The 13,034-nt window shown below is 34.2% G+C and carries 8 protein-coding genes and 6 pseudogenes; 8 read left to right on the top strand and 6 right to left on the bottom strand.

Translation table 11 applies throughout. The features are described from left to right. The first annotated feature begins 131 nt into the window (after positions 1-131). Positions 132-719 (top strand): hypothetical protein, encoded by a 588-nt coding sequence (locus ACQH21_RS03125; protein ID WP_425384475.1) that lies wholly within the window; start codon positions 132-134, stop codon positions 717-719. Here ACQH21_RS03125 and ACQH21_RS03120 read toward each other — a convergent pair. Beyond that, positions 663-1,535: an IS982 family transposase gene (locus tag ACQH21_RS03120; protein ID WP_425383942.1), complete on the bottom strand. Its 873-nt coding sequence runs from the start codon at positions 1,533-1,535 to the stop codon at positions 663-665. The two genes, ACQH21_RS03125 and ACQH21_RS03120, sit on opposite strands and share 57 nt — an antisense overlap. 180 nt (positions 1,536-1,715) lie before the next feature. Here ACQH21_RS03120 and ACQH21_RS03115 point away from each other — a divergent pair. After that, positions 1,716-2,085: pseudogene (locus ACQH21_RS03115) on the top strand (IS630 transposase-related protein); the annotation flags it as partial. A 199-nt stretch (positions 2,086-2,284) separates the two neighbouring features. Here the strand turns inward: ACQH21_RS03115 and ACQH21_RS03110 are convergent. Continuing rightward, positions 2,285-2,377 (bottom strand): annotated as a pseudogene (locus ACQH21_RS03110) (WO male-killing family protein Wmk); the annotation flags it as partial. 126 nt (positions 2,378-2,503) lie between these two features. Between ACQH21_RS03110 and ACQH21_RS03105 the strand changes: the two are divergent. Next, complete coding sequence (locus ACQH21_RS03105; protein ID WP_425383942.1) at positions 2,504-3,376, top strand: IS982 family transposase; 873 nt, start codon at positions 2,504-2,506, stop codon at positions 3,374-3,376. Between the two features lie 152 nt (positions 3,377-3,528). Here the strand turns inward: ACQH21_RS03105 and ACQH21_RS03100 are convergent. After that, a pseudogene (locus ACQH21_RS03100) lies at positions 3,529-4,600 on the bottom strand (IS256 family transposase). Positions 4,601-4,686: 86 nt separating this feature from the next. Here ACQH21_RS03100 and ACQH21_RS03095 point away from each other — a divergent pair. The 5 genes and pseudogenes from ACQH21_RS03095 to ACQH21_RS03075 all read left to right on the top strand — a co-directional run bounded on the left by ACQH21_RS03095 (position 4,687) and on the right by ACQH21_RS03075 (position 9,473). Beyond that, positions 4,687-5,840, top strand: a pseudogene (locus ACQH21_RS03095) (IS3 family transposase). Between the two features lie 57 nt (positions 5,841-5,897). Beyond that, positions 5,898-6,452, top strand: coding sequence for a hypothetical protein (locus ACQH21_RS03090; protein ID WP_264377284.1), 555 nt, complete (start codon positions 5,898-5,900; stop codon positions 6,450-6,452). 33 nt (positions 6,453-6,485) lie between these two features. Then, positions 6,486-7,661 carry a phage tail sheath subtilisin-like domain-containing protein gene (locus tag ACQH21_RS03085; protein ID WP_264377283.1) on the top strand — a complete coding sequence of 392 codons (1,176 nt, stop codon included), beginning with the start codon at positions 6,486-6,488 and terminating at the stop codon, positions 7,659-7,661. Between the two features lie 13 nt (positions 7,662-7,674). Then, positions 7,675-8,169 (top strand): annotated as a pseudogene (locus ACQH21_RS03080) (phage major tail tube protein); the annotation flags it as partial. 73 nt (positions 8,170-8,242) lie between these two features. Further along, a pseudogene (locus tag ACQH21_RS03075) lies at positions 8,243-9,473 on the top strand (IS256 family transposase). Positions 9,474-9,513: 40 nt separating this feature from the next. Here ACQH21_RS03075 and ACQH21_RS03070 read toward each other — a convergent pair. The 3 genes from ACQH21_RS03070 to ACQH21_RS03060 form a co-directional block, all read right to left on the bottom strand. Continuing rightward, entirely contained in the window at positions 9,514-10,962 is a 1,449-nt protein-coding gene (locus ACQH21_RS03070; RefSeq protein ID WP_425383991.1) for an ankyrin repeat domain-containing protein, read from the bottom strand. A gap of 69 nt (positions 10,963-11,031) precedes the next feature. Next, on the bottom strand, positions 11,032-11,163 hold the full coding sequence (locus tag ACQH21_RS03065; protein WP_425383990.1) for a hypothetical protein: 132 nt from the start codon (positions 11,161-11,163) through the stop codon (positions 11,032-11,034). 880 nt (positions 11,164-12,043) lie between these two features. Further along, positions 12,044-13,015 carry a hypothetical protein gene (locus tag ACQH21_RS03060; RefSeq protein WP_425384474.1) on the bottom strand — a complete coding sequence of 324 codons (972 nt, stop codon included), beginning with the start codon at positions 13,013-13,015 and terminating at the stop codon, positions 12,044-12,046. Positions 13,016-13,034 lie beyond the last annotated feature (19 nt).

The raw sequence follows: 13,034 nt of genomic DNA, 5'->3' as shown, positions 1-13,034 counted from the left end.
CCTAAAATTACATTTTATTCGTTTTGAAAATAGTTTAAACAAACTTTGTAGATGCTGGACTTCTTATCACTACCTTAGTATACCTCAGATTAGTAATAAAGTATTAATTATTTTATTAAAGGAAACAGCTTATGACTACAGATTGTAAAGAAGAAATGAGAAACTGTATCTCTAAATATAAAGAAGAACTTGCAGAAAATAAAGCAGCAATTAGACAAACTTTAACTAGCGATAAAATTAATATAAGCGATTACTTTTATCAGGGTGATAAAATCTGTAACAAAGAGCTGTTTAACATAGGAAGTGAGTGTCAAGATACAAAATATGGTAGTCGACAAGAATATACGTATGATGAGTGGAAGGAAAAAATTGAAAAATCTCACGCTAAAGATTTTCTAGGGATGTTACAAAACGAAGTAAAAAATAAAATATCAAAGAGTCTTGAGGATTATAAACAGTATCATGAAAATGCTACTGAAGCTATAAAAAAAGAATTAGACATAGATTCGAAATTAAAGGCAATATTCAAAGAAAAGCAACAACCAGAAACTGATGAAACTCGAGCATATTATGACGTTATACGAGGTTTATATGAAAATGGAGACATGCGCTCTCAACTAAAGTGCAATGATCTTGATTGTTTTAATAACCTCAGTTGCGGATTAGCCAACGAAGTAAAGCTTAGAAATGCAGGGCTTTTTCGGCTGCATGGAATATGAAACAAGCGTAGAAAAAATGTGTACCAAAAAATTTATCGGTGATCTATGTCTTGTATGCTCAATCTCAAAGTTGTTTTTCAGAGAGCCAAAAACTGTCTCAATAATCGATCTTTTTCTTAACAAAATCTTCTCATTTAGCGCCATTAATGAGTTTTTCATACCCTTTTTTATACTGGTTACAAGCTTTAACCCTCTATCGAATAATTCGTGAAAAAGATCTTTTTTGATATATCCTTTATCTCCAAACAATAATCCAGTCAATTTCTGAGTTAAATTTGGCACAGGTTTTCTATCATCAATGTTGCCTTTTGTCACCGTAACCCCTTGAATTTCGCCAGCTTCGTTGATTACTAGATGTAGTTTAAAACCGAAAAACCACCCATAGGTAGTCTTTCCAATCTTTGCCAACCCTTTGAAAACTTTATTTCTCGAGGTCCTTTTTGGATGGCAAACAGCGATAGATGTTGCATCTATGTACGAAATCCCTGTCACTTTTGACTGTTCGCAAAACCATTGCATTAAGAGCACTAAATACCATAAAACCCTAGATTTTAGCCTAATAAACCTACTATAGGATGGCAATTTTGGAAACGCTGATTCGTATAATAATTTCAAATAATGCACATAGAAAATTTTAAAATTGTCGCACTTGGATTGGTGATATAGCAATATTATGGTAAGAATCTCTGAATGCGTAATCTCTGGCGTCCTGGTTGGTTTTTTGCTACTTGGTAGAAGTTTTTCTGCAAAATTCTTGTCAACTGAATTGCAAAAATCGTCGATCAGGCAAAATAATTCTGTTATATTTTCATTCATTGGTAACCTCTCTATTTTGTAAATAATTTTCCGAGGTTACCCTATTTTCCTGGCTTTTTCACTGATTTCTAATCCGCAACTGGGGTATAGAAGCATTTAGTGGGCCACCTTCTTAGTTATAGCTCTTTTCATAATAGTCCAAACGAGGTAAAATAAGGTTTTATAGTAGTGAAGGTAAGGATGCCAGCAGCATATAGTTATAAAAAAAGCAATGGAAGCACTAGAAGAAGGAGAAAGCAGGGAAACGGTGGCAGCAAGATTTAAAATTGGAAGAACTACGTTATGGGAGTGGCAGCAAAGAAGAAAAGAAACAGGAGATTTTCAGTCAAAAAAACTTGGAAATGGAGGTTATAATCACAAAATTACTGACTGGAATAAATTTACTGAATTTGCTAAAAAATATGGTGGTATCGGAAATGGCTAAGCTTTGGAGCAATGTTAGTATCCCAACGATCCATCGAGCTCTTAAAAAAATTGGACTCACACGCAAAAAAAGACATATGGATACAAAGAAAGAAACGAAGAAAAACGCGCTGAATTTTTGAACATTCCCTTTTCTCTGCTTTTTTAACTTTTTCCTTGCCACTTTTCATATCTTCAGATAGAGATTTGACTAATGCATCTAATGATTCTTGTTCTCTGTACTGATCCATTAAACTCAATAGCTTTTTGCTTTCTCTTGTTTTAGGTAGCAGAACTTTAATATTCACTGATAATCCTTCTGCTATTTGATATAATTTATCAAATGATATGGCAGTGTATCCTATTTCATACTCGTGTATTTCCTTGAGTGTTAAACCAACTTTGTTTGCTAAATCTTTTTGAGTATACCTTTTTATCAATCTCCATTCTCTTATTCTTTGCCCTACTCTATAGTATATAACCCCAGTTGCGGATTAGAAATCAGTGAAAAAGCCAGGAAAATAGGGTAACCTCGGAAAATTATTTACAAAATAGAGAGGTTACCAATGAATGAAAATATAACAGAATTATTTTGCCTGATCGACGATTTTTGCAATTCAGTTGACAAGAATTTTGCAGAAAAACTTCTACCAAGTAGCAAAAAACCAACCAGGACGCCAGAGATTACGCATTCAGAGATTCTTACCATAATATTGCTATATCACCAATCCAAGTGCGACAATTTTAAAATTTTCTATGTGCATTATTTGAAATTATTATACGAATCAGCGTTTCCAAAATTGCCATCCTATAGTAGGTTTATTAGGCTAAAATCTAGGGTTTTATGGTATTTAGTGCTCTTAATGCAATGGTTTTGCGAACAGTCAAAAGTGACAGGGATTTCGTACATAGATGCAACATCTATCGCTGTTTGCCATCCAAAAAGGACCTCGAGAAATAAAGTTTTCAAAGGGTTGGCAAAGATTGGAAAGACTACCTATGGGTGGTTTTTCGGTTTTAAACTACATCTAGTAATCAACGAAGCTGGCGAAATTCAAGGGGTTACGGTGACAAAAGGCAACATTGATGATAGAAAACCTGTGCCAAATTTAACTCAGAAATTGACTGGATTATTGTTTGGAGATAAAGGATATATCAAAAAAGATCTTTTTCACGAATTATTCGATAGAGGGTTAAAGCTTGTAACCAGTATAAAAAAGGGTATGAAAAACTCATTAATGGCGCTAAATGAGAAGATTTTGTTAAGAAAAAGATCGATTATTGAGACAGTTTTTGGCTCTCTGAAAAACAACTTTGAGATTGAGCATACAAGACATAGATCACCGATAAATTTTTTGGTACACATTTTTTCTACGCTTGTTTCATATTCCATGCAGCCGAAAAAGCCCTGCATTTCTAAGCTTTACTTCGTTGGCTAATCCGCAACTGAGGTTAATAGAACAATAGAAGATAATCTATCTCAAAAACAATCCGAGCTAGCTGCTATAAAGGATGACTTTTTGGATAATACGCAAAATATTTTTCAACATATTCAAGTTGAAGATAGTATTTTTTAGAGAAATAGGGAGTGTTAAATAAACTGTGTCAACTCGATTTTTAACCTACCAGGAAAAAAGATATCAAGTTGAGATATAGTTAGAGCCCAATCATGTATAGGCATAGTCCATTTCTCTCCTGCCTTCTTTATAGCACAATATACCTATTCATACAAGGCATTTGTGCTAGTAAATGAGCCCTTAGTTTTAGTAAATTTTCTGATCTGTCTATGTAACCCTTCAATAGGATTTGTGGTATAAATTAACTTTCTTACAGGGCCGGAATATTTAAAATAACTAGACAGATTTTCCCAATTATTCTCCCAAAACTAAAGTATATTTTTCTCCCCATTTTTCCTCTAGCTCAAGCAAATAATTCTCGGCTATTTCTCTACTTGATATGTTTTTTTCAAATCATTCATGAAAACTTTTGCTCGATACATATTTCAGTGAATTTCTTATCTGATGTACTATACATTTCTGCTTTAGGAAATACGCTATTTATAGCTGTAGGAAAGCTTTTTAACACAAGCTATCAGAATATCATCTACTCCTCTCTCCTTTAGGTCATTTAGTACTTCCAACCAGAACTTCACTTTCAGCCAAATAAAAACCCAAAACTTCTTTTCTGCCATTTTGCTAATATGTTATACATACATTTGCTTACACAATGCCCGTCCTCCTTGACCTTAAAAAACCATGAACACTATTGGATATACAGATTGCAGCGGACGACTGCGCCATTCGTTGATTACCGGTAACAATTTGTCAGTAATACTTGATATCTCTGCTGCAGATATTTTATATTTCTTCTACATGCGATGCTATATCCCATGCCACTGGCATATGTACTTAAAACCTTTGCTTCAAGTTCGGTTGTTTGCCTTTTTCTGACTACTTGTGGCTCGAAACTTCCTTCTCTATCTCTTGGTGTCAATAGTTCAAATACTTGTCCGTAAAGTCTTTGAATTTCTTCGGTTGTTTTCTTCGCTTTCAGCCGACAAATGGTTTTCTATCTCGCCTTCCCTCTAGCAGTTTTTTTATAAATGGTGTTAATGCTCCATCTCTTCCTGTCAATGGTCTTCCTTCTCGTATAGATGATAAGATATTTGTTTGACCTTACCCAGAAAAAGTAGACAGAAAGTTAAGACGTTTTTGAAGTAAAATAAAACGTTTTTTCAAAGAGGTGTGGTATGACAAAAAGAAAAGAATATACAGCAGAATTCAAAATTGAAGCTATAAGACTAGTAAAAGAAACAGGTCAATCATCAGCAAAAATAGCAAGAGATTTGGGTATTAGCGGTGATTCATTAAGCAGATGGGTAAAAACATACAATGATAGAATGTCTGGAGTAGATGCGTTTCCAGGAAAAGGGAAAGTAGCTCATTGTGACAAAGAAAAGTTTGATTTAAAGAAAGAGCTGGCAAGAGTAACGAGGGAAAGAGACATTTTAAAAAAAGCCCTGGGATATTTTGCAAACCAAAAAGAGTAAAATATTCTTTTATAAAAGAACATGAAAACTGCTATAAAATACGGGAATTATGCAGATTTTTGAACGTATCTGCTTGTGGTTATTATAAATGGATTACTAAGGAAAAAAACAACAAAAAATCAATAAGAGAAGAGCTCATACAAGATATTCAGAAGGTATATCGAGCATCACAATGCAGATACGGAGCTCCTAAAATTCACGCTGAATTAAAGGCTTTAGGTAAAAATTATAACATCAAAACAGTGCAAAATGTTATGCAGAAAAATGGCATTCAAGCTAAGCTTAGACGAAAGTTTAAAAGTAAAAAACCACAAATAGACAATAGAGTTATAACTCCTAACATATTAAATCAGAATTTCATCGCTGATCAACCTAACAAGATATGGGTAACTGATATTACGTACATAAAAACTAATGAAGGATGGTTATATTTGGCAGCAATAATAGATTTATATTCACGCATGGTGATTGGCTGGTCAATGAGTAATGCAGTAAATAGGCAATTAGTTATAGATGCGTTATTCATGGCTATTGGTAGGCGCAAATCTGCTAAAAATCTACTATTTCATAGCGATCAAGGATCGCAATACACCTCTAAAAATTATCAATTTTTACTAAGTACAAAAAATATTACTTCTAGTATGAGTCACAAAGGTTGTTGTTATGATAATGCTGTTTCAGAGAGCTTTTTTAGTTCACTTAAGAGAGAGTTACTCATTGATACTTCACAACACTCTGCACAACAAGCTAAAACCGCAATATTTGAATATATAGAAATTTTTTATAATAAACAGCGTAGACATTCTACTATTAACTATTGCATTCCTGAGCTTTTTGATTCATCATTCTCATAGCAAAAACGTCTTAACTTTCTGTCTACTTTTTCTGGGTAAGGTCAGAGGTAACAAACAATGTCTATCTACATTAGATTTGAAAATGATAAACAAGTAGAAACAACAATACTTGAAAGCAAGCCAAAAGGTAAAAATTGGTATGAAGCGCCAAAAGATTTTGATTGGCAAAAAAGCTATTGTTTAACAGAAGGAGGCAAAATTGCTCAGCGGAATCAAGAAGATATTGAATTGGAGTTATTGCAAAATGCGAAATTTTCTGCACTTTCTAATCTTCGTGCTTATTATGATAACTATACTAACCAATACACAGGACATTCTCACCAGAAGTCTAAGTCGTATGCGATACAAGCGAAAGCCGCAAAAAGCATTCTAGCAGACCAAGATGAAAAGGATAAAGAAATTATAGAACCTTTAGCAAAAGTCCGTGGTATTACAGTTATCGAAATGGCAAGGATAATCGAGGAAAAAGTGAAAAAAGCAGTAAAAGCGATAGTGAAATGCGAGGAGTTGGAAGACATGGCGAAGAGGAAAATTGAAGAAGCTAAAAGTGAAGAAGAACTGCAAACTTTGCTAGATGATTGTAAACAAAAAATGCAAAACCTAGAAACTTAAATTCTTTTCAAAAATCAGCGTGCAAGGAAAAAAATGACAGAAGAATTTTTGCACGGAGTAAATGTTATAGAGGTAACCTCTGGAGCAAGGGCAGTACGTACGGCTAAATCATCAGTGATAGGTGTAATTGGTACTGCACCTGAAGCAGATGAGCAAAAATTTCCGCTAAATAAACCAGTGTTAATTGCAGGAAGCTTAAAAGAAGCAGCAAGACTTGGAAAGAGTGGCAGTTTACCTTCTGCAACAAACGGAATATTTTCCCAAATTGGTGCAACAGTAGTAGTTATTCGAGTTAAAGAAAGTGAAAACAGCGATTCAAAGCTCAAAGAAAGTGAAACTATCCAAAATATAATTGGCGGTGTTGATAAAGAGACTGGAGAGTATCAGGGGATAGAGGCATTCCTCAGTAGTGAAAGCATAGTTCATATTGCTCCAAAAATATTAATTGCACCTCAGTTTACTCATCAGTTACCTGAAATAGATGGAGTAAATCCAGTAGTGAGTGCTTTAATTTCCATAGCAGAAAAATTAAGAGCAATTATTGTTGCAGATGGACCAAATACTAATGATGAAGAAGCAATAAAATGGAGAAAAAGTGTAGGCAGCTCAAGAGTTTACGTAGTTGATCCATGGGTTAAGGTATTTGAAGGGGAAGAAAAACCGGCAAGCCCATTTGTAGCTGGTTTAATAGCTAAAATAGACAGCGAACAAGGCTTCTGGCATTCACCTTCAAATAAAGAGATAAATGGTATTGTTGGAACAAGCAGGCCTATTGATTTTACGCTCGGTAATACAAATTGCAGAGCAAACCACTTAAATGAAAATGAAGTAACAACGATAATTCATCAAAATGGCTACAGGCTTTGGGGAAATAGAACATGTTCAAATGACTCAAAATGGGCTTTTTTGTCAGTGAGAAGGACTGCAGATTTAATCAATGATAGTTTACTTCGAGCTCATTTATGGGCAGTTGATCGCAATATCACCAAAACTTATATAGATGATGTAATTGAGGGGGTGAATTCTTATCTGGCAAGTTTAAAAGCACAAGGGGCGATTATTAGCGGAAAATGTTATGCAACCCCAGAACTCAATACACCAACAAACATTGCAAGTGGAAAAGTATACTTTGACTTTGAGTTTACACCACCATATCCAGCAGAACAGATTACTTTCAGGTCACATCTTGTGAGTGGTACAATATTATAAAAAAGAGGAAAAAATGTTACCGAAGATTTTAAAGAATTTTAACGTATTCGTAGATGGTCGGGGTTACGCAGGAAAAATAGATGAAATTACCCTACCAAAACTTACCATAAAAACAGAGGAGTACCGTGCTGGTGGTATGGATATTCCAATAAATATTGACATGGGCATGGAAAAGCTTGAAGCAGACTTTACTTTTGCTGAATACGACACAGAACTCTTTCGGCTATTTGGGTTGATAAATGGGAATTCAGTAGCTTTGACACTCAGAGGTGGAATGCAAGGGAGTGGTAGTAACGATATTGAAGGAGTAATAATCAACCTTAGGGGCATATTCAGAGAATTTGATTTTGGTAGCTGGAAACCTGCTGAAAAAGCAACGCTGAAGTGTACTGTAGCTGCTCATTACTATAAACTTACTATCGGTAGTAATGAATTAATAGAAATCGATGCTGAGAACATGATCCGTAAGATTAACGGTGTTGATCAAATGGCCTTGCTGCAAACGATTTGGGAATGTTCAAAAAAGTGTGTCAAACCGAGAAATAAAAATAAAATAGAAACAAAAAATAGAGGTTTGATATATGAGTTACAAAATAGAAAATGGAACGACTGGCCTGGTAGATTACAAAGAGCTGGAAGCAAATATACTGTCATCAATAAGGGAAGGTAAACCATTGATGGGGAGAGATGGAGCATTAACACCATTTGTAAAAAGGCTGCTGGAAGCAAGTCTAGAAGGTGAAATAGAGCATCATTTATCCAATGAAAGAGAAGAAAAGAATCGAAGAAACGGAAAGAATGGCAAAACTTTGAAGACGAGTATTTGAACTATTGACACCAAGAGATAGAGAGGGAAGTTTCGAACCACAGATAGTGAAAAAAAGGCAAACAAGCTTACATCCAGAACTTGAAACAAAGGTCTTGAACATGTTTGCAAGCGGTGTGGGATACAGGGATATAGCATCCTATGTGGAAGAAATCTATGACCATAAAATATCTGCAGCAGAGATATCTGGAATTACAGATAAATTACTGCCTATAATCAATGAATGGAGGAGTCGTCCCCTACAATCAGTATACCCGATAGTATTTATGGATGGGATGTTTTTTAAGGTCAAAGAGAATGGACATTGCATAAGTAAATGCATGTACAATATATTAGGAATAGACCAAAATGGCAGAAAAGAAGTACTGGGTTTTTACTTAGCAGAAAGTGAGGGAGCTAACTTCTGGCTAGGCGTATTAAATGACTTAAAAGAGAGAGGAGTAGAAGACATTTTGATAGCTTGTGTTGACGGTCTGAAAAGCTTCCCTACAGCTATAAATAGCGTATTTCCCAATGCTGAGGTACAGTTATGCATTGTGCACCAAATAAGAAATTCACTAAAATACGTATCCAGCAAAGATATAAAAGTTTTTATGAATGATTTGAAAAAAATATACCGTGCTACAAGTAGAGAAATCGCCGAAAATTATTTACTTGAACTGGAGGAAAAATGGGGTGAAAAATATCCTTTAGTCATAAAATCGTGGCAAAACAATTGGGAAAATTTGTCTAGTTATTTTAAGTATTCTGGCCCTGTTAGAAGGCTAATTTATACCACCAATCCAATTGAGGGGTTGCACAGACAAATCAGAAAATTTACTAAAACCAAAGGTTCATTTACCAGTACAAATGCCTTGTACAAATTGGTATATTGTGCTATAAAAAAGATAGAGCAAAAATGGGCTATGGCTTTGCCTAATTGGGCTCTAACTATATCTCAACTTGATATCTTTTTTCCTGATAGGTTAAAAATTGAGTTGAACTAAAAATTCGCTTTGACACACTTTTTTGAACATTCCCGAAATTTTATATCTTCCTCCATATTCTCCAGATTTTAACAAAATTGAACATTCCCCCTTTTTCTCCTTGAGGTATTCCTAAATTCCTTGTTCTATCTGTGATTTTTGCAACATCTATTATACTATCCTCTGAGTATTCTAAGTAAGATACACTGTTATCGATTTTTCCATCACACAGTTGACCACTGGTAGCATCCTTTGCAACTCTAAAAAATTCTTCAGCATAATTAATGTACTCTACATGAGCCTTGATTACATTAGCTTTATGATCTTTAAACTCTCGTTCTATTGTATCAATGACTTTTAAACTATCTGAGTTTTTTAACTTTGCTCCTCTCGATATTAATGCACATACTATATCACTGGCAATTCCATAGCTTCCTTCTAGCTGAGCAATTTTTTCTAGTACGTGATCTGCAAAGTAATAATCTTTGTCTTTAGCAAAATTTAATCTCATTCCAGAAGCTATAATCTCATTTACAACTTCCTGTAGTTCAATCATGCTTTTAGCTTTTACTACCTTACTCAAAAACTTATTTAGCTTAGCAAGTTGATTTGTTTGATACATCTCTGATAAGAGACTATCACATTTTTCACAATTATCTTGCTTATTACCTACAAAGTCAGTTGCTCCTGCTTTTAAGAGTAAAGCTTTTACATCAGGAAATTGACAAAACGGCCAAATTGAACTATCACCCTTAACATTTAAAACTATCTTTAAATCTTGGTTATTTTTATGTTTATCTAAAAATTTTTTCAGATCTTCAACACCTGGACCATAAGGATTATCCCAATCTTCATCAGAATCTGTAGCTTTAACCATTTTACGTAGTTGGTCTCTTAACTTTTTTTGGTTGTCAGTTAAAAAACACTCTATAATATTGTTGCTATCAATTGCAATTTGCAGTGGGGTTTTTCCATTGTTATTTTTTATGTTTAAATCAGCTCCTTTGCTTATGAGTAAATCCATAACCTTTCTGCTATAATCATTACAATTAGCAGCATAATAGTGTAAAGGTGTATTACCTTTTTTATCTTGTATATTTGGATCAGTTTTTGCATCTAAGAGATACTTTAGACCTTCATACTCACTGGAATAAATAGCAGTATCATGCAAAAGTGTTTTACCTTTATTATCCTGCATATTTAGATCAGCACCAGCTTTGAGAAGAGGATGAATGGCTTCATCGTGTGCGACAAACACATTCAATACTGTTGTTCCTAGATGCCCTCTTTTTAGATTAAGAACGTACTTCAGGTCTTTATTTTTCTCGTTACTTTCTAAAAACTGCTTAAGATTTGAAAATGAGTCATAATTCCCCATATTAAAATCTTTTATAATACTATTGAGTAATTTTTGATTTAACTTTTTTTGACTCTCTTCCAGTTTTAAGTTAGGTGCATGAATAAGCCACTCATCTATTAAATCCTCTAAGTATTTTTTATCATCTATCAAACTTCTATCAGCCCAAAGTAAACCTCGCTTAATGAATTCATAATAACTATCTACTGGTAATTCAGTTGCTTATGTTTTTGGGCTACCTATTTCTGAACACTCTTGTCCAGCACTTAGGTCACACTTCAGTTTTTGCTCATCAGTGTGTTTGCTTTGTTCACTGATAGGTTCTGCAATATATTTTACTGACCCTGTACCCATATTACCTGCTAGCTCTAGATATAGAATATATTATATAGAATGTGTAGTATGTGTCAAACTAATTTCAACATAATCTTTTTACTACTCATATTTTTGTTAAGTTTTTATGGTGAGTACTGCTAGGTTAAAAGTTGTTTATTACTGGAAGTTTTAGCCAATTTTACTATAGATCAACAAAATTGAGAACACCAGCTATATTTAATATATAGGAATATGATGCTTTAAAGGAGTACAAAAACTGCTGAAGCTTATACAGTAACCTGCGGAGCTACTTCAGCAGAATAAACAAACATATGCTAGTATTAGTAGAGAATTATTTATAAGTCAACTAACTTTTTAAAAAAATATTTTAGTGAAGATACCATGCTAGCTAGTGTTATAAGGAATTGAATTATTGACTCTTCCTAAGATTGCAAAAAAGGTCGTATATTTGTGAGAACAAGCCGCGTAAAAATAAGGTTATAAAAATAGAGGATTTAAATTATTTCTATAAGCTTGAGCAAATTAGTTCGTATGTAGATATGGATGAAATGAGCTAATATGGCTAGTTTTAGCGCATAGTAAAATTATTATAAAGAAAAGTTCGTATGTATCGTTTGGTAGACCAATTGATTCCAAAGAAAAATGTTCTCACGCTCATTGATTTTAACCACTGAAAATGGTCACATTGTTTAAATTTATTAATGCTATATACTACCAAATTAATAGTTGCTCATTTAAGAACCTCCTTCAACTTTACCCAACTCGACACATATACTTTTTGAAACATTGCTGCAAGTAGAAAAAAACAGGTTACCCATCTTAACTTCTTTAAATTTGCTCACAATCTCTACTTGATGCATAAGGTTTTTGTTACACTCCTTTCATCTACCGATTACCTCTACCTACCGCCTTTACCTTTGCTAAGGTCAGAAACACGACTAGCTTCAGGACCTTCTAAACTCGATTGTGGCAGGCCACCAAAATTACTGGAATCACTAACACTAAGCGATATAGGTGCTTCTACTGGTCCACACCCTCCTCCCACTCTGTGATATCCTAATTCTAGATAAGTACGTAGTAATGGATCAATTTGTTCTCTATTTTGAATGTATGCTTGCAATTGCACATCTTGAAATCCCGGATCATTCCTGAATAATTGTGAAATGCTCACTCTTATGTTCTGAAAGTAATTTCTATCTCTGTTTGGGTGGCCTCTTCCAAGAAAATCACGCATAATATTTACAACATTCTGAACTTGTTCTCCAGGATTTTCATTTAGGACTCTATTAATATCTGTAGCATTTTCTAATGCCCATAAACCACAATTCCAACCATCTGTTTGCTGACGAACAGAAACATTATTAATCCTGATATTATTTCCTAAGTTATTTTGAATGATATCGATAATACCACCTGGAACAGCAGTAGCAGTTGAATCAGCATAGTACCCAACATAGTTCCCATTTTGACGTTCAATCACTAGTGTAACCCAATGAGTATTATTTAAAGTAATGATTAAAGTTAAACGCTGTTGTTCTTCATTTTCCCTAAATTGATTTAATACTCTAACAATGTGCTCGTTACCGTCATTCCTTGCCAAATTAGCTACTTCAAAAGTGTGATTACCTTCAGTACGAAGCTGATATCGCAATCTTCCAGCGTGAGCTATATCAATTTGTTGAAGCCAGTAATCATAATGTCCATTTCTCGTCGCAAATTCTAGTGTAAGTAGATCATTTACTTCTATCCCTTGATTTCCAAGAATATCTCTTATTTGTCTTCTTATCTCTTGTGCTGTAGGAATGGAATTATCACCTCCCCTTATTCTTGACTTTAATGTTTCTATTACCTGTGCTCTAGTACCTTGCAAGTAACTTGACCTTACCCAG

The organism is Wolbachia endosymbiont (group B) of Eupithecia inturbata (genome assembly GCF_964030915.1).
GTDB lineage: Bacteria > Pseudomonadota > Alphaproteobacteria > Rickettsiales > Anaplasmataceae > Wolbachia.
The sequence above is the reverse complement of the archived record's forward strand: the minus strand, read 5'-3'. Positions and strand labels throughout refer to the sequence as shown.